The sequence below is a fragment of the Paenibacillus sp. Cedars genome (assembly GCF_003184205.1).
GTDB classification, from domain to species: domain Bacteria; phylum Bacillota; class Bacilli; order Paenibacillales; family Paenibacillaceae; genus Paenibacillus_AQ; species Paenibacillus_AQ glucanolyticus.
The window spans coordinates 4511410-4529729 of record NZ_CP020866.1; the positions used below are offsets into that span (position 1 = coordinate 4511410).

The window sequence follows — 18320 nt, forward strand, 5'->3', positions numbered from 1 at the left end:
TTTTCATGAAGAAGAAATGATCATCTCATATTCCGCTTGTTCAATAGCCGTTAGCGACATTATGTGGCGTTCAAGGCTTCCTTGGGAACCTCGATTTTGCTGATCTCATCATGCTTGGAGTATGCGCTCTTCATTTTCATGTCAAGCGTTACCTTATCGCCCTCTGCTGCCATCTCCATGACCATGTCCATATCGGTCGTCGCCGGCAGATACGTCTCCTTCTGTACGCCATATACAATGCTGATGCTCTTGATATCCATCTGATCCATCATCGCTTCCATCTGCGGATCGTTGCCTGCTTGATTCATCATCGTCTTGGCAAGTTCCTTCAGGTTATCCCCGGATACATCAGCCGTCAGGACATATACGTCCCCTTCTTCCGTCACTGTAAAATCCTTGGCTATCGCCTTAAACTGCTCCAACTGCTGCTCCGGACTTGCATTCGCCATGTCCAGGCTGTCCCGGATTTCCTTCTCGGACTCCGCCGGAACCTGCATCCATTGTCCGTCCATATGCATGTATATGCCGTCTTCCGTAATATACTGCTTCATCTCGACCTTGCCATCCGGGGAATCCATCGCGATGTTCTGCATCATCTCCATCGGCTCCAGCGTAATTTCCGAATCGAGTGACATATCGACATTCTGCTCCTGCTTCTCGGCACCCTCAATAACAATGTGCTGTTTTATATCGGCCTTCATGGCAAAACTCTTCAAGTTCTGAGAAGCTTCCGCTGATTTCTGAAGAAGCTCTTCTGCCGTCGGGGCGGCTTCCTCCTGCGGTTCTTCTGCAACCGGCGGCGTTTCGGCCGGGGTCGTAGTCTCTTGTCCGGTAGTTGGCGGTGCTGCGGCATCATCCCCGGCTTTGCTGTCATTGCCGCATGCGGCAATGCTCATCATCAAAATTGCTCCAAGTAATACGGCTGTCCATTTTTTCAATCGAATATCCTCCTAAAATATGTATTCCCGTGTACTTACCCAAATTTATACAATATGTAACATGTGTTGATCAAAATATTCGAAAAAGTTACACTAAACCTATTCTCATCAAGGAGCGTGCTCGATGGAAAACATTTTGGTTACCGGCTATCGGGCTCATGAGCTCGGTATTTACAATAACAAACACCAGGGCATCCCCTATATCCGCAAAGCGATTGCCAGCCGCTTGATTCCACTGCTCGAGGAGGGATTACAGTGGGTCATCACCCCTGGTCAATATGGCGTAGACCTGTGGGCCATTGAGGCTGCCATTGAACTAAAAGCCGAATATCCTCAGCTTAGATGCTCCATTCTGACGGCCTATCAGAATCCCGAGGAACAGTGGAACGACGACAAGAAGGCCTACTTCCAGGAAGTGATGAAGGGGGTGGACTTCTATGCGCCTGTCAGCAAGAACAGCTATCAGGGACCTTGGCAATTTACGGCCAGAGACGATCTCCTCCTCCGTAAAACCGGTGGCATTCTGCTCGTCTACGACGAAGATAACGGTGAAGCCAGCCCCAAATTCATTAAAGAGCGCGCATTAAAGAAACAGGCCGCAGACGGCTACCGCTTCATCAGCATCGGGTCAGAGGAAATACAGGCCGTTGCCGACGAAGAGAATTCGTCGCAGGATTATTACTAAATGTCGTCAGCCCGATGACACAACCACTGCATGCCTCGAACGGCTTCCTCATTTTATTTCAATCTACGCCAAGCTCCTTACCAGCCAGCCATGGCTAACTTGCAGCATATCGGAGCGGCACTAAATACATATGAGAAGTGGTGGAGCATGAGGATTAACAAATATATCAGTCAAACGGGATTTTGCTCGCGCAGGGAGACCAACCGCTTGATTGCATCCGGGCGCATTACGATCAACGGCAAGGTATGCGAAAAAGGGGCGGAGGTTGAGCCCGAGGATATCGTGCTCATCGATGGGCAGGAAATTCCTCATAACGATAGCGAGCCTGTGTACCTGGCCCTGAATAAACCGATGGGCATCGTCTGCACGGCAGCAGAAGAGGTGGAAGGAAACATCATTCGCTATGTGAATTACCCGTCGCGTATATTTGCCATCGGCAGGCTGGATAAAGCATCTGAAGGCTTGATTCTGCTCACGAACGATGGAGACATCGTGAACAAAATGATGCGCTCGGAGCATGATCATGAGAAAGAATATGTGGTAACCGTCGACAGACCCGTTACGGATGAATTTATGCGGAGGATGTCTCAAGGCGTTGAAATCCTGGACGTAGTAACCAAGCCATGCGAGGTTTTCAGGCAAAGCGAAGCGGTATTCCGCATTATTTTGACCCAGGGCCTTAATCTGCAAATCCGCAGAATGTGTAAGGCCCTGGGGTATAGAGTGCTGAAGCTGGAGCGCATCCGAATTATGAATATTACGCTGGATCAATTGGAACGGGGGAAGTGGCGGCATTTGGAGGAAAGAGAGCTCCATAAACTGCTGTTCATGCTGAACTAGAATGTTATACTAGCTGATTTCTTGGTGCTTCTGAACGTCAAACCAAAAAGCCATCTTTCAAAGAGGCTCACGCCGGAAGCTGATTCCGTCACCAGGTTGACGCCGTAAACCTGGTCTCGTGTCCGATTGAAAGATGGCTCTTTTCTATTTAAGCTCAGATGCTGCCTCTACGCCAGCAAATAATCATCAATGCTTGTATATGCGTATCCATGCGCTGCCGCAACCGCCTCATACGTCACTTTGCCGCCGATGGCATTAATGCCCTTCGCCAGTGCTTTATCATACCGGGCTGCGGAGCGGAGTCCTTTGCTAGCTATTCTCAAACCATAAGGTGCCGTTACATTAGTCAATGCCATGGTGGAGGTTCTGGCTACTGCGCCCGGCATGTTGGCTACGGCATAGTGAATGACGCCATGTTTCTCATAGGTAGGGTTGTCATGGGTTGTAATCCGGTCGATCGTCTCGATCGAGCCCCCTTGATCAATCGCCACATCCACGATGACCGATCCCGGGCTCATCTCCTTCACCATTTCTTCCGTTACGAGGCGCGGAGCCCGGGCACCGGGGATCAACACCGCTCCCACAACAAGATCCGCCGCCTTCACCGTCTCCGCAATGTGATACGGATCAGACATGATCGTTTTGACCCGCCCCTGAAACAGATCATCCAGCTGACGCAGCCGCCCCGGATTAATATCGAGAATGCTGACGTCCGCGCCGAGACCCAGAGCAATTCTTGCCGCATTGGTGCCAACGATTCCACCACCAATCACCGCAACTTTGCCCGGCGCTACACCAGGAACGCCGCTTAGAAGAACGCCCTTGCCGCCATGCGCCTTCTCCAGGAAATGAGCACCGATTTGAATGGACATTCTTCCCGCCACTTCACTCATCGGTGTAAGCAATGGCAGGCTGCCATCCGTCAGCTGTATCGTTTCGTAAGCAACAGCACTCACCTTCCGGTCAACCAGCGCTTTGGTCAGCTCGGGCTCGGGAGCCAGGTGCAGATAGGTGTACAGGATCATTTCCTCCTGAAAATAATCATACTCCTCCTGCAGGGGTTCCTTTACCTTCACAACCATTTCGGCTTTCCACGCATCTGCAGCCGTTGCAACCACCTTGGCACCAGCCGCTCTATAATCTTCATCTGTAAAGCCAATGCCAAGACCAGCCCCAGATTGTACAAGCACTTCATGCCCCGCATTTTTAAAACTGATGACGGTACCCGGCGTCATGCCGACACGGCTTTCGTTATTTTTGATTTCTTTGGGAACCCCAATGATCATCCCCATGGCCTCCTTAGTGGTCAACTTTGCCTATCTAATTGCATTGTACCTATTTTTGCCCAAACTGTGTACCTGTCTAAGGTCAGGGATTGTCCATCCGATTTCATAACTATGTATCTACAGTATATGCAAATCCATAACTGGCTGCATACAAAAGATCACCTCTCTTTATGCGACTGAAGCGAATGTGCGTTATCCTTCTTGGCTTCAGCCCTTATGAGAGGTGATCATTCAGCTTGACTTCACGTCGATTTCAAGATGCTCACATACTACATGCATTCAATTCATGGCTTTCGTTAAAGTAACATGTTCACCGATGCGGTCTGCTGTTCATTTACCAGATTAAGCTGGATGCGGCAGTTGCGGTCACACTTTCTCCCGATCCTTCCCTTTATCGGATTCGCCTGCATTTTTGTTGGCCGTATCCCGGTCGAGCTGCATCTCCTCCACGGTCTTGACCTTAAGTCTGGCGGCACCTTCATACTGAAGAGTCGGAATCAGGTTCCCGACTGCAAGTCGCTTCTTCGCTGCGGCAATCGAATCCGCATACTGTGGAAGCCACGTTTCACCAGCAACCAGCATTTCATCAACCAGCTGCCAAATTTCCTTCGGATTGTTTACCGCTCCAATCAACGGATCCATCATAAACGCCTGACGAAGCAGCAGCTCGTCACCGTGAACCGCGGCTTCAACCGCCAATCGCTGAACCGATATACTCACGCTGCACACAGCCGCCGGTCCAAGCGGCAGCTCGCCTACCAGCGGCATGGAAACTCCGTTGCGGTCTACGTAACCCGGCGCTTCGATAATCGCATCATCCGGCAGATTGGAGATAATGCCTTCGTTCACGACATTAAAGTGTCCACGGTATACCCGGCCCGTTTCCAAGCCTTCAATGATGTAAGAGCCATGCTCCTCTCCCCGATGTTCGGGCCTAAATACCATGGCCGGATCCTTCATCCAGTTCGGAAAATCGGTCTCGAACCAGCTGCGACCCTCGGTGCAAACGCGTAAATATCCACCCGTCTCTCCATTAATCCAGCTGCCAAGATCAATCCACTCCGTAATTTCCTCCGGCCGCTTTCGGTACCATGGGACATATTCGCTGAGATGGCCATTGGATTCCGTACTGTAGTAGCCGAAGCGCCGCAGCATATCGATGCGTACCTTCTCTGTTTGGCTGTACTCCGGATGCCGTTCGAACGCCTCCAGCAGCCCGCTCGTCAAATCCTTGCCTTGATGAGAGGCTTGGATATACCAGGTTTGATGATTAATACCCGCGCAGACAATATCAACGTCTTGTTTCTTCAAGCCATACACCTCTGCGATTTGGTGGTGCCCATGCTGAACACCATGACATAAACCAATCGTCCGCACGCCGCCATACTGATGGCAGGCCCACGTCAGCATCGCCATCGGATTCGAATAATTCAGCAGCAGCGCATCGGGTGCACACATCTCCCGAATATCCTTGCATATGCTCAGCATCTCGGGAATTCCCCGCTGCCCGTACATAATGCCGCCTGCACACAGCGTGTCACCTACACACTGATCGATGCCATATTTCAGTGGAATCTCGATGTCCGTACGGAATGCTTCCAAGCCGCCAACGCGAATCGTACAAATGACATATTTGGCATCCTGCAGGGCTTGTCTTCGATCTGTGGAGGACTGAATCCTGATGGACAACCCGTTCTCGTCTATGTCTCTCTGGCACAATTCAGTAACCATATCGAGATTATGCCGACTGATGTCGGTGAAAGCCACTTCGATATTCCGAAATTCCGGCACAGTCAGCAGGTCACGCAGAATTCCCCGCGTAAAGCCGATGCTCCCTGCTCCGATAAATGCAACCTTAAATGACATTGTATCCTCTCCCAGCTACAAATGAGTTTGTAATCATTGTAGCAACCGATCAAAGGAAAGCGTTATCAATATCATGACCTCTTGAGCTAAACACCGTCAACAATCCTTACTTCTTCATAATCCCCTCACTTCGGTTCGCCGTATTTCCATGCATTCCGGTCTTGCTGGAGACGATATTCCACCGGCGTACTGCCTGTAAACTTCTTGAATAACAGATGGAAATACTGCCTGCTGCCAACACCCACATATTCCGATATTTCATGGATGGGGATATCGGTCCGCTCCAGCAGCATCTTGGCCTTCTCCATTCGAATTCTTGTCAAATACTCGGTAATTGTCCTGCCTGTCCCTCTGCGGAATACCCGATGCAAATACCCCGGATGCAAATTCACTTCCGCTGCTACGTCCTTCACCTGAATCGGCCGATCATAATTCTGATGTAAAAAATCGACACATCGTTTGATGTACAGTTCGCTCAACTGCACATCGCTGCGCTCCCTTTCTTCATACAGGCGAGCGATGCATACGAGCAGCTGGATGAACAGCGCATGCGTCATCGTTCTACCATCTGTTCCTCTCCGATCGAGCTCAAGCACCAGACTTCTCAGAACCGGGTACACCTCCTCCTGATCGACTAGCACCAGGGAAGTGAACGGCCGGTTCAAGAGAAACATCACCTCTTCCTCCTCGCGCATAATCTGTCTTAAGGAAGGCGCTTTGCCAGCGCTCTCCATAAACCCGAATTCCACGTTCAGCATACGGCAGGAGGTCGTCTTCTCGACGATTAACCGGTGCGGAACCTCAGCATCCAGTAGGATAAACTCCCCTTTTTTCAGCGTGACACTCTTTTCCATATGGTTAGCCTTGACATCAATTCGGCATTCCCCTGAGATCATGTACATAATCTCGGTTGAATCATGCTGATGATACGGCATTTGATAGTCCTTCCACTGCTTATAATAATAGGCGTAGAATCGCGGGACGTAATCGCCCTTCTCAAGCATCTGCTGAAACAGGCTTCCATTCACGATTGACCTTCCTCCCCTCACACTGTGTAAGGATATATTCAAGAGCACCGGCCCACGGAACGGGATGGCTCCTCTTCTGCACTATAATGGATTCGATTTATATATAAAAAAAAGCCTGGCCCTTAGGCCAAGCTTATCATCATTATACTATCCGTGCTACGAGATTTTGAAGGCCGATACCGTATGATTCAGCTCTTCCGCGAGCTCGGCAAGCGACTGCGCGGTTGCAGCCGATTCCTCACTCGTAGCCGCCGTTTCCTCTGTGGACGAGGATATCGTTTCGATGGCAGTTGCCACTTCGGCGGCCTGTGCGGCCTGCTCTTCGCTGGCAGCTGCAATGTCCATCACTTTGCCGGCCGACTCATTCACCATGCTTGTAATGTGGGCAAAGGCCTCCCCGGCTTTTTCCGTGTAGACGACGCCATGCTGAACCGCCTCCACGCTATCGGCCGTATTCTTCTGCATGCCCTTGATAATGTCGGCAATCTGCTTCGTGGCTCCTCCGCTTCGTTCCGCTAATTTGCGTACTTCATCCGCCACCACAGCGAAACCTCTCCCTTGATCCCCGGCACGTGCAGCCTCAATCGTGGCGTTGAGGGCTAGCAGGTTGGTCTGCTTGGCTATATCGTCGATCACTTCGATAATCTCGCCAATGCGCTGGGAGTCTGCTTCAAGCCTGGTGACATGCTCCCGCACCCGATTCATGCCTTCAACGGATTGCTGAACGATCCCGCTGCCTTCCGACGCAATTCCGGAAGTCTGATTGACAAGCTCTGATGCAGCCGAAGCATCGCTTGCAACCGAGTTGATTGCATTCGACCATTCCTGGAACAATTCGCTGACCGTTTGCACGGATTCCGCCTGATTGCTGCTCCCGACCGCCAGCTCCTCCGCTCCGGCAGACAGCTGCTGGGAAGCAGCAGCTACGGACGCCGCATTCATATTCACTTTGCCGATCATTTCCTTCATACTCTCCAGCAGCTGGGCGAACACTCGGGACAATGTACCAATCTCATCCGATCTGCGAAGATACGCTGCAGGAACCTTCTGCGTAAAATCTCCCTTGGACATGAACTCGCCAATTGCAACGGATGCACCTAAAGGCTTCACGATAGAACTCGTTAACAGAATCACTACAGCCCCCATAGCCAACAAGGTGACCACGCCTGCCACTATAACAGACCGGGTCATGGCCTCTGAGTTCGCCGTAATCTCCTTCATCGGAATAATAATGGCGGCTGACCATGGCGTTTCTGTCAATCCGGTCTTAATTGGCGTGTACAGCTTGTACAGATCAGGATCCTCCTCCACGTATACCTTGCCTTCCCGGATCGCATCCAGTATGAGCGGCACCGTCTCGCCAGGATAGGCTTTCCCCATCGTTTGTCCCATCAGACCGTCTTCAGGTGATGTCACGATAACGCCGGTGTTTGAATAAATATGTGCATACCCCGTATCAAACAGTTTGAACTGATCCATAACACTCTGCAGATGTGCCAAGGAGATATCGACTCCGACCACACCAACCGTCTTTCCGTTATCGATAATGGGAACAACAAGCGATGTCATCATGACGTCTTCGTTGCCTACCTTAAAGACATACGGATCCATGATGATTTCTTTTCCGCTATTTTTGGCAAGAAGATAGAAGTCCCCCTCCCCTTCCTGCTCGTAATCTTCGATAGGTGTGTGCTCGAGCCCCGAATCCGTTCTTGCCCAGTATGACATCAACCGTCCGGAGTAATCACTGCCGAGCTTGTTTATATAATCAGCGTCCTGTCCATCAAAGGCATCCGGCTCCCATAAAGTCCAGAGCCCTTTCCAGGATGGATTGGCTTCCAGGTTTCTTCTTAATATTTCGTTAACGGCTGCCCGATTCGTGATATCCGTCTCTTTCATGCCAACTAAGCTTACGGCCAAGGTACGTGCCGAATTCATAACGTCATCCAGTTCCGCTTGAACAAGGGTGCCGATCTTCTCACTTGTTGTCATTGCCAGCGTCCTCGCTGAATCCAGAGCCTCTTCCTTCGTTGTGATACTGATGTAGGTCATCATGCTTGCCAAAAAAATGGTGATTGACCCCAAAATAACAACTAACATGCGAGTCCGGAGTTTCATCGCAAACAGAGATTTAAGAAATTTCCATGATTTCATGTTGAGTCACCCTCGCTTCTTCCTGCTGTTAAATTCATTCCACTCTTCTTCAAGCTGCACTAGAATCTCCTCAATCTCTTCCGGTGACAAGAGGTCGTCAACATCATAATCAAATAGGTCCTTTGTCATGCCGCAAGCTTTCACCTCTCCTACTTATAGACTACGTTCGTCCAGTACAATAAGCATATACACTTGCATACCGTTCGTAACCGAAATTCTATTGCGTGATCGCGCAAGAATTTTGCGGGCCAACTTGCGGTTCTTGTCGAAAAACAAAGAATTGACGTCTCTTCATTCGGAGGACGCTTGCGAAATATGGCTTGCCTAAGAAAATCTCTATCCCATTTGGACAAAATCGGAATCTGACAGAATTCCCATTTGCTTGGCCTTGAGAGCAGCCTCAATGCGCGACTTCACATTCAACTTCTGAAACAGATTGGTTAAACAATACTCCAGCGAGCGCTGGCTCATGATCACCGTTCCCGCAATCTCTTTGTTGCTCTTCCCCCTGGCAATCTCCTTCAGAATGCTATATTCTTTATCCGTTATAGACTGAGCTTCTGTCCCCCCCGATGTCCGTTCAGAACCATTGGCAGTAACCCGCCGAAGCTGCTTCACGAGTGTCAGCGGCAGCACCACCTCTCCACGCAGTGCACACCGAACGGCCGTGACCAGCTGCTCTTTCCCCGAAGTCTTCGAGACGAAACCAGCCATACCGGCCTCCATGATCAAGTTATAATGATTGCTGACTTCAAAGCCTGTATAGATCAGCATCACCGCATCCGGAACGATCTGGAGAATCTGCTTGGCTAGATCGATTCCGTTCATGCCCGGCATATGCATATCAATCAGCATCACATCAAAATGAACCATTCTCACCAGCTCCAGCGCCCGCTCCGGCGTATTAGCCAGCTTCACAAACATATCCTTCTCCTGCTCAAGCAGCACCTTGGTCCCCTCCATCACCGAGGGATGGTCATCCACTAATAAAATTTCAATCATCGTTTTCCATGACTCCTTCAATCTGGTATTCTTGCTTAACATGGATGAACCGCCGGGATGTTTAACCGCTGTGCTTCGGTTTCTCGCCGTTTGCTGCGGTCTCTTGCGATTTCATTTGGCGGACCCTCATTTTGCCGTTATCTGGATGTAAACAGCCAACCCCCCGCTGTCCGACGATTCGAATTGGATTTTACCGTTCATGCTCCTCACCCGTTCCTTCATGCCGCCGATCCCCATATTGTTGAATTGATTGGGCTTCTGGGTCCGGTCGATTCCAATTCCGTTATCTTCATAACTAAGGCTGACCTCATCCGACTGGGTGGACAAAGTGAGTTTCACCTCGGTTGCATTGGAATGTTTGGTGGCATTCGCAAGCAGCTCCTGTACGATTCTGTACAATCCGATTAAATGGTCATCGCTAATATCATCATCGAAGTTCGAACAGTCGAACTGTATGGAATAATTCGTACGAAGCTGCGTGAACTCAAATAAAGCTTCCAAGGAGCGCTCAAGTCCCTCTTCCTTAAGCAGCGGAGGCCGAAGCTCATTGCACGTGATTCGAATCTGATAAATCACGTCCAGAAGTCCCTCCTCGATCTCCTCCAGCTGCCGCCGCAGCCCTTCCGGCAGTTCATGATCCGATACAATCTGATTTAATTTCCTGTACCATATAATCTGCTCCTGGAGCGCCGCATCATGAAGATCCTGCGACAGTCGCTTGCGCTCATTCTCGGACAAATGCAGCATGAGCCTCAGCAGCCAAAGGGGCATAATCTGCTGCGAGGAACCCAGCTTGTCCAGCTCCCTTGTCAAATCCTCGATGACGCGGAAGTTATCATACAGGACGCTGGCATACCGGGAAATGGTCTCCAGCCATATTTTCTTGGCCTGAATCATTAACAGCGGGACTTCTCCCCCGATGCAGACCATGCTGGTATCTCCGTTCATTTCACCAATCTTGACAAAATATCCGTCACACATCTCAAACAGTTTGCAGAGAGGAATATGCTCAGGACCACAATTATGGATTGCTGTAAGAACCCCTGGAGGCAGCACTTTACAGCCGCCTTGTATCTTGATGCGCAGGCTGTGGTGATTGATCTGAATGAGGCTCACCCGATCAGTCTCCAGCACTTCCTGGATTTCCTGTACGATACGGGCATTCAATTCGCTGATTTTAACCATGCCGAAGAGGTCGGAGGAGAACCGGTCCAGGCTCATCTGCAGCCGGAAATACCGGTCCTCGCTCTCTCGGACAAGCCGCTCTGCCGCGATCCGCTCCCGCTCGGCCTTCTTCTTTTCTGTAATATCCCGAATAATGGTGAGTGCTGTATTATGGCCTATATAAGGGATTCGAGTTGTGACTGCCTCAATATCAATAATCGTCCCATCCAGCCGGACCAGCTTATTCTCAGTGAGCTGGGAGGTCATCCCGCTTTCGTACACATGTTCAACCTCGGAAATAACGAACTCAATCTGGTCAGTAGGAATAACATCCAGAAAAGAGGTCCCGTCCAATTGCGCGATATCAGTTATCCCCAATAAGTCGAAGCCTGCAGGATTCGCATAAATATAAGCAAAATCCGAGTGCAGGAACATCGCAACCGGTGCAATATCCAGGATATGGCGGTTGATACGATCACTCTCCATCAAGGCTCGCTCCGCTGACTTGCGGGCCGTAATATCCTCGAAGAAAATCTCGATCGTGGTCGATTCCGCATCATACAGTGCCGTTGTCACCACATCGACCCTTGCCCCGTCAACCCGTCTTAAAGACAATTCCTCCGGGAAAACATGGCCTTTGCGGATCAGCTCCGCATGCCGTTTACGTGCCCATTCCTCATAAGAATTCAGCACCCAGTCCCAGGGATCGGTACCCAGGATATCCTCAGGACCTGCCGCACCCAGGATTCGGAGTCCCGCCGGATTTACGTACATGAGCTTGCGTTCCTTGCACACCGCGATGGCTATAGGCGACATCTCCACGAGCCTGCGATACCGGTTCATGCTTTCTTTGAGTGCTATCTCCATCTTCTTGCATTCAGTAATATCATACAGCGCCTCTTCCATGCGAAAGCGTGAAGTAATATCAATCGCAATGCCATCCACCCGTGCTGTCTGCCTGCTTTCGTTCATCGTTGGAATCATTTTCACCTGGACCCAGCGAATATCCCCTTCCGCGTGAATAATCCGGTATTCCGTATGAACAGCCTCGCCATGCCGAAGCTTGTGTACTAAAGATTGAAACAGCGGCATATCCTCCGGATGGATCATCGTTTCCCAGGTTAGCCCATCCGAGAAATCACTCCGTGAATAGCCTGTGATCTTTTGAAAGGCCAATGAAGTATTCATGATACTCCTTGTGCCGATATCGTATGACCAAATACCTACATCCAGCGTAAGCAGCATTTCGTCAAGCATATGAAATCTGCCTTCGGCAAGGTCCAATGACTGACGGCTTAACCTGCGCGGATAACGGTATCTATATAAGAACATCGTGAAGGTGGTCGTTAAGATGACCAGGATTAGCGTTGCAGTTCCAAGGAAGTAGTTACACATGCTGCTCTATTGTCCCCTTATAAAGTAAACTCACCGGTCGTTAGACGAGCGGTGCACCCCGAGTTGCCGCTGCCGCTGAACCCAAGGTTCAATTGCAGCCTTATCCTTTATCGGCAAATCCTTTGCGAAACCAAAGATCCAACAGACAGAAATTAAATATAAAAAAACCCGGTGTCGCATTCGCGAAAATAAGCGAAGCGCCCAGGCTGTTAAGGGGTATCCTGGGCACAAATAAATGCCCCAAGCGGCTATCCGCTCAGGGCATTTCAGCAGGATATCCATCCTGTTGCTCCTCATGCCAGATCCCATTCGGAATGGATCTTGGGCACATCAGAAATAAGCTGCTGGGTATAAGGATGCTGCGGATTTAAGATGACCTCTTCCGCCGGTCCCCGCTCCACCACTTTCCCCTGTTCCATGATGTACAGCGTATCGCTCACATAATAAGCCAGCCCTACGTCATGGGTAATGAAAATAATCGTCATATTGTTCTCATCCCGCAGTTTCAGGAGCATATCGAGAATCGTAGAGCGCGAGCATGCATCCACCATGGAGGTCGGCTCATCCGCAATCAGCAGCTTCGGATGAAGCATGAAGATGCGGGCGATCATCAGACGCTGCATCTGTCCGCCGGACAATTCGAACGGATACTTGTTATGCAGTTCCTCGAACTTCAGATTCACGAAGGAGCAGGCTTCCTTCATCTTGCGAAGCTGCTCCTCTTTTGTCAGATTGACACCCTGCAGCTTGATGCAATCGAGCAGCAGCTTTTCAACTTTGTAGAACAGATTAAACGAGGAGAACGGATCCTGAAAAATCGCCTGGATATTTTTCCAATATCGCTTGCGGTCTCCATGCCGCTTCAACTGCCTCGGCTTGCCCATATACTCAATTGAGCCGCTGCTCTCCTTCAGCAAGCCCATGATCATTTTGGCCAGCGTCGTTTTGCCGCTTCCGCTCTCGCCGACAATGGATATGATTTCACCTTCGTGAAAGGCAAAGCTGACATCCTCCACGGCGGTTGTCTTCTGTTTCCCATAACCGAACACCTTCGTCAGATGCTCTCCCCGAATCAGTACATCATTCTGCTTCATTTGCATACCACTCCTTAAGCACTTCAGGCTCCACGATGCATCGATAGATGCGATCCCCCGCGGTTTGGCTCTCGATTTTCCCTTTCCGGCACGTTTCCTGGACATAGGAACAGCGGTCTGCAAACCGGCAGCCTTCCGGCACGTTCTTCAGATTGGGCGGCGTTCCCGGGATCGCGGCAAGCTTATGGCCCTTCATGCCTTCCTCCGGCACGATGATGGAGCCCATCAGCTTCTTAGTATAGGGATGGATCGGATCGAAGATCATCTGCTCTGCGGTTCCGCGCTCCACAATCTCCCCTGCGTACATAACAATGATGTCATCCGTGACATGATAGAGCAGCGGCAGCTCGTGTGTAATAAAGACAAGCGACTGAATAAAGCCTCGGTCCAGCAGGCTTTTCAGCAGCTTGATGACCGCTTTCTGCGAGGTTACATCCAGAGCCGAGGTCGGCTCATCCGCAATCAGCACTTTCGGATTCAGAATGGTGGAGATAGCAATGACCGTCCGCTGTTTCATACCGCCTGACAGTTCGTTCGGGTAGGAGTGGAGCACCTTGGGGGACAAGTTCAAGGTTTCGAACCGTTCTGCAGCCATGTCCCACACCTGTTTCTTGTTCAGCTCGGGTCGGTGCTCCTTCATAATATCCTCGATAAAATGTATGATTTTGAGTGTAGGATTCAAGGCATTCATAGCTGCCTGCGGAATGTACGATATCTCTCTTCCCGATACCTGGGCACGAAGCTGCTCTTTGCCAAGCTTCATGATATCCGTGCCGTTAATAACGATCGAGCCGCTGCCGAAATGCAGTGGTGGAAAATAAAATCCCATCAGGCTAAGCGCAAGCGTCGATTTGCCGCAGCCGGATTCCCCGGCGATGCCGAGCGTTTTCCCCTTCTCAAGCGAAAAACTCACGCCGTCTACAGCATATACATGTTCCTTCAGCCGGGTTCGGTAATATGTCTTCAGTCCATGAACTTCAAGTATATTTGTGCTCAAAACACCCATCAGCTCCTAATCTTCGGATTGAAAATTTCATCCATGCCGGTGTTCATCATGTACAAGGAGAAGGTAATGATTGCAATGGAGATCGCTGCCGGGATGAATGCCCACCAAGCGCCGGCAACCGGTGCTTCAAACACGAGCGCCCAGTTCATGATGATGCCGAGGGAGATCGTGTTGTACGGCCCCAGCCCGAGCATCGAGATGGAGGCTTCGGAGAGAATGCCCGATGCCGTCTGCAGCACGAAGGCCATAACCACATAGGAAGCGATGTACGGCAAAATTTCCGAGAGAATAATTCGCGGCGTGCTGTATCCGGAGATTTTGGCAATATTGACATGATCCCGGTTTCGCAATGAGGAGGTTTGTGCCCGCACGGCTCTGGCCGTCCATGGCCAGCTGGTAATTCCAATGATGACCGCCGTGACAAACGAGCTGCGCGAATCGATGCTGACCGAAATCAGAATCAGAATGACAAAGGAAGGAATGACGATAAAGATGTTTGTGATCGCAGTTAGCAGGTTGTCAATCATCCCCCCGATATAACCTGAAGCAAGACCGATGACAAGTCCGATCACGGTAGCGAATACACCGGCAATCAGTCCAACCTGCAAGGAGGTTCGGATGCCATAGATCAGTTCGAGAAATAAATCCCTGCCGAAATTATCCGAGCCCAGCAGCAGCTTTGAATCCGGAGGCTGATAGGCAAGCGCGATCATCTCCAGCGGGTCATTGCGGTTAAACAGCGGGTAGATCAGAACCAGACCGATCATGGCCAGCAGCATGCAGGCTCCGAACATAAACTTTGGCGATTTGATCAATATGTGAAATGAACTGTTCATATTATTGATCCTCCATCTGAGCGGCCTTAATTCTTGGATCAATCCAGCCGTAGATTAAGTCAATCGTAAAGTTAGCGAGCAGCACTGCCAGGGCAATCAGTAAGGTGCAGCCCGAGATTAACGGATAATCCAGCTGCCGGATCGCGGTGAACATCCAGGTTCCGATTCCCGGATAACTGAATACGATCTCGCAGATCAGCGAGCCGCCAACCATCGTACCGATGGATAATGCCAATCCCGTAATTTGGGGCAGCATGGCATTCCGGAATACATACTTTGCAATCTTGGAATCCCGGATGCCAAGCAGCTTGCTGTACAGCACATAATCGGAATTCAGCTCATAGATGGACATTTCCCGCATGCCGATGGCTTGACCGCCAATGGTAACCAGCACAATCGACAGGAACGGCAGGGTATGATGCCTCAGCACCGAAGCAAAGAACTCAAAGCTGAGTGTTGGCACCATCTGATAATCATAGCCCCCGTGAAGAGGAAACCAGTTCAAGGACAAGGCAAACACATACAGCATAATGATTGCCAGCGTAAAGAACGGAATGGAATTCACAAACAAGGCAACCGGAAATATGACTTTATCGAATACCCCTTTGCGGTATGCCGCCACGGCACCCAGCACGTTGCCGATCAGCCAGCCGACCAGGATCGCCGGAAGCTGGAGTCCGATCGTCCATGGAACCGCCGAGGCCAGAATTTCCGTTACCGGCTTCGGATAAAGTCCGAATGAAGTGCCGAGGTTACCCGTCACCAGGTTCTTCAAATAGATCAGGAACTGCTCGCCAAGAGGCTTGTCGATTCCGAACTCGACGAGAAACGTCTCGTACACCCGTTTGATGGTATCGCTGTCGGTCATACCCTGCGTCATCTCGGAGACAATCATGCTGACCGGGTTGCCCTCAATCATCCGGGGCAGCAGAAAATTCAAAGTGACCGCGATCACCAGCGTTAGAAAATACCAGAAAAACTTCTTGACGATATATTTTCCGTAAACACTCAAGCAGCTCACCCCCAGGAATCACACACCTGAATTTGGAAAAGAGACCTATATCAGGGGTCGTAAATCCGCTAATATAGGTCTTTGATCATTAATTTATAAAATCAATTATGGATTTGGTACAGTGACCTGATGCCGGCTCCATCCATTGAGATTTGAGGCGGGATGTTGCTGCCGTCCCCTTCGGTAGGGAAGCCCTTCCAGACCGACTCGTTGACCGTATCAAACACCCACGGACGATACATGAGGGGGATTGAAGGAATATCCTTCAGCCAGATTTGAGTCAGCTCGGTGTAGAGCGCTTTCAATTCAGTTTCGTCGGAAATCGTTGGAATCTTCTCAATGATGGCATCTGCTTGATCGTTCTTATAGCGGCCCCAGTTGTAGAACGCCATCTCGCCCATTGGGGCAACTCCCTTGGAATACATGATGGTCATGGCACGGTTCCATGGCTGGCTCGGGCTGACTCCGCCGGCAGGCGTGTTCATGATAATATCGAATTTGCCTGTCTGTAAATCATTGGTCCACACCGGTGCCTCTGGGAATTTGGTTCGAATTTCGATGCCGATGGCCTTGGCATTCTGTGCAACGATCTCAAGCGACGCATTCCAATCGGACCAGCCGTACGGGCATTCGATTTCATAAGGACCCAGACGCGTTCCGTTCAGCACCCGGATACCGTCCTTGCCCTTCGCAGCACCGATGGAATCGAGCAGTGCATTAGCTGCATCCACATCCGTTGTCCACTGCAGCGGTTTAATGGCTGCTTGATCCACGTACTTCGCTTCCGCATCGGTATTGAGTGTCAATGAAGGTTCCATCGGTGCCGAGTAGCCGCTGATGGCAAGCTCCGAGATTTTACTGTAATCAATCGCCATCGCAATAGCTCTTCTGACATCCGCATTGTTGAGTCCTTCCTTCGACATGTTGAAGAAAATGGACGGCATGGAGCCAGGCACGTAATACGGAGCGTCCTTGATATAGGTTTTAACAGGGGCTCCGCCTTCCCACATTTTCCATACCTGCGGAATGAACTGCTGTGATACATCGACCTGACCGCTCTTGAACGCCAGATCGCCCGCTGCATTATCTTTATAAATGACATGTGAGATATATTTGGGGGCCGGCAGCTTGCCAAAAAGCGCTTGACCCCAGTAGTTATCGTCCCGTACTATCGTGATCTTCTGATCGTTGTAAAAGTACATTTTATAAGGTCCTGTTCCGACCGGGTCCTCATTTACTTCCTTGCGGATAGCAGCCAGATCATTATTGGCTTTCTTCTCAATCTCTTCCCAGATGTGTTTAGGCAGCATGGGCATAACCTCAATACTGTCGAGTACCGTCAGTTTGTTCGGATTGTCTTTATTCAGCTTGATGTTGACCGTTTGAGGTCCGTCCGCTGTTACGTCCTCAATGTAGGACCAGAAGCTGCTCCAGTTGATGTCGTACTTTTTGCCAAGCTGGTAGGTGTAGACGACATCATCTGAACTGAAGGGTTTGCCATCGCTCCATTTGGCATCCTTATTCAGATCGATCTTCAGCGTCAGGTCGTCGGTCCATTCGTACTTGGTGCCAAGCAGCGGCTCCAGCTCGCCTGTCAGCTGATTGACCATGAACAATGTCTCATAGATTAATTCCCTGGAATTCCCATAGTTGATTGGAAATGCCGGGTTTCCGCTGAGCAGGTTGAAATTCGTTGGCGCCCCCCATTGCAAACCGTTCACGTACAGCGTTTCGTTTCTTGGCGTTGCTTTTGCATCACCCTGCGGTGCTGGCTCTTCACTGCCTCCGGGGGCCTTTACTTCTTCCTTAGGCGGCGGATCTGATGCTGTCGGTGGCGTTACGCTCTGGCATCCGGCAGCAAAAAAAGACGCGACCAGCAAAAGAATGAACATGGGTCTCAAAACTGTTTTCAGCTTCACTTGTGAACCCTCCATTCATGAAAATGTGTTCGTCTCTTTAATGCTGAGTGTGTCGATTAAGGCATGGTTGTATGCAAGCGCTTTCTTGATGGATT

15 protein-coding genes are annotated in these 18320 nt (G+C 50.4%); 2 read left to right on the plus strand and 13 right to left on the minus strand.

The genetic code is table 11. From position 1 onward, the window contains the following. Positions 1-59: 59 nt before the first annotated feature. Entirely contained in the window at positions 60-938 is an 879-nt protein-coding gene (locus B9D94_RS22570; RefSeq protein WP_063478809.1) for a DUF6612 family protein, read from the minus strand. A 124-nt stretch (positions 939-1062) separates the two neighbouring features. Here B9D94_RS22570 and B9D94_RS22575 point away from each other — a divergent pair, with 124 nt between their 5' ends. Both B9D94_RS22575 and B9D94_RS22580 read left to right on the plus strand, forming a co-directional pair. Next, complete coding sequence (locus B9D94_RS22575; protein ID WP_148248020.1) at positions 1063-1623, plus strand: SLOG family protein; 561 nt, start codon at positions 1063-1065, stop codon at positions 1621-1623. A gap of 147 nt (positions 1624-1770) precedes the next feature. Then, positions 1771-2463 (plus strand): pseudouridine synthase, encoded by a 693-nt coding sequence (locus B9D94_RS22580; protein WP_006208648.1) that lies wholly within the window; start codon positions 1771-1773, stop codon positions 2461-2463. A 167-nt stretch (positions 2464-2630) separates the two neighbouring features. On the opposite strand, the gene ald is transcribed toward B9D94_RS22580, so the two are convergent. The 12 genes from ald to B9D94_RS22635 all read right to left on the minus strand — a co-directional run bounded on the left by ald (position 2631) and on the right by B9D94_RS22635 (position 18225). Further along, complete coding sequence (gene ald, locus B9D94_RS22585; RefSeq protein WP_006208647.1) at positions 2631-3749, minus strand: alanine dehydrogenase; 1119 nt, start codon at positions 3747-3749, stop codon at positions 2631-2633. A 366-nt stretch (positions 3750-4115) separates the two neighbouring features. Continuing rightward, entirely contained in the window at positions 4116-5615 is a 1500-nt protein-coding gene (locus tag B9D94_RS22590; protein ID WP_148248021.1) for an alpha-glucosidase/alpha-galactosidase, read from the minus strand. A 125-nt stretch (positions 5616-5740) separates the two neighbouring features. Further along, on the minus strand, positions 5741-6643 hold the full coding sequence (locus tag B9D94_RS22595) for a helix-turn-helix transcriptional regulator (RefSeq protein WP_148248022.1): 903 nt from the start codon (positions 6641-6643) through the stop codon (positions 5741-5743). Positions 6644-6799: 156 nt separating this feature from the next. After that, positions 6800-8797: a methyl-accepting chemotaxis protein gene (locus tag B9D94_RS22600; RefSeq protein WP_148248023.1), complete on the minus strand. Its 1998-nt coding sequence runs from the start codon at positions 8795-8797 to the stop codon at positions 6800-6802. Positions 8798-8803: 6 nt separating this feature from the next. Beyond that, a complete protein-coding gene (locus B9D94_RS31805) occupies positions 8804-8926 on the minus strand; it encodes a hypothetical protein (protein WP_255308658.1) in 123 nt (40 codons plus the stop codon). A gap of 207 nt (positions 8927-9133) precedes the next feature. After that, positions 9134-9799: a response regulator gene (locus B9D94_RS22605; protein ID WP_006208643.1), complete on the minus strand. Its 666-nt coding sequence runs from the start codon at positions 9797-9799 to the stop codon at positions 9134-9136. Positions 9800-9925: 126 nt separating this feature from the next. Next, positions 9926-12358, minus strand: coding sequence for a sensor histidine kinase (locus B9D94_RS22610; RefSeq protein WP_148248024.1), 2433 nt, complete (start codon positions 12356-12358; stop codon positions 9926-9928). A gap of 293 nt (positions 12359-12651) precedes the next feature. Then, positions 12652-13452, minus strand: a complete 801-nt coding sequence (locus B9D94_RS22615; RefSeq protein ID WP_036641213.1) for an ABC transporter ATP-binding protein — start codon at positions 13450-13452, stop codon at positions 12652-12654. After that, positions 13439-14449, minus strand: a complete 1011-nt coding sequence (locus tag B9D94_RS22620) for an ABC transporter ATP-binding protein (RefSeq protein WP_036641261.1) — start codon at positions 14447-14449, stop codon at positions 13439-13441. Before B9D94_RS22620 ends, B9D94_RS22615 begins: the two co-directional genes overlap by 14 nt. Positions 14450-14457: 8 nt before the next feature. After that, the gene (locus tag B9D94_RS22625; RefSeq protein ID WP_148248025.1) at positions 14458-15294 is read right to left on the minus strand and encodes an ABC transporter permease; all 837 of its coding nucleotides are present in this window, start codon (positions 15292-15294) and stop codon (positions 14458-14460) included. A 1-nt stretch (position 15295) separates the two neighbouring features. Then, positions 15296-16306 carry an ABC transporter permease gene (locus tag B9D94_RS22630; protein WP_006208637.1) on the minus strand — a complete coding sequence of 337 codons (1011 nt, stop codon included), beginning with the start codon at positions 16304-16306 and terminating at the stop codon, positions 15296-15298. A gap of 101 nt (positions 16307-16407) precedes the next feature. Further along, on the minus strand, positions 16408-18225 hold the full coding sequence (locus tag B9D94_RS22635) for an ABC transporter substrate-binding protein (RefSeq protein WP_148248026.1): 1818 nt from the start codon (positions 18223-18225) through the stop codon (positions 16408-16410). Positions 18226-18320 lie beyond the last annotated feature (95 nt).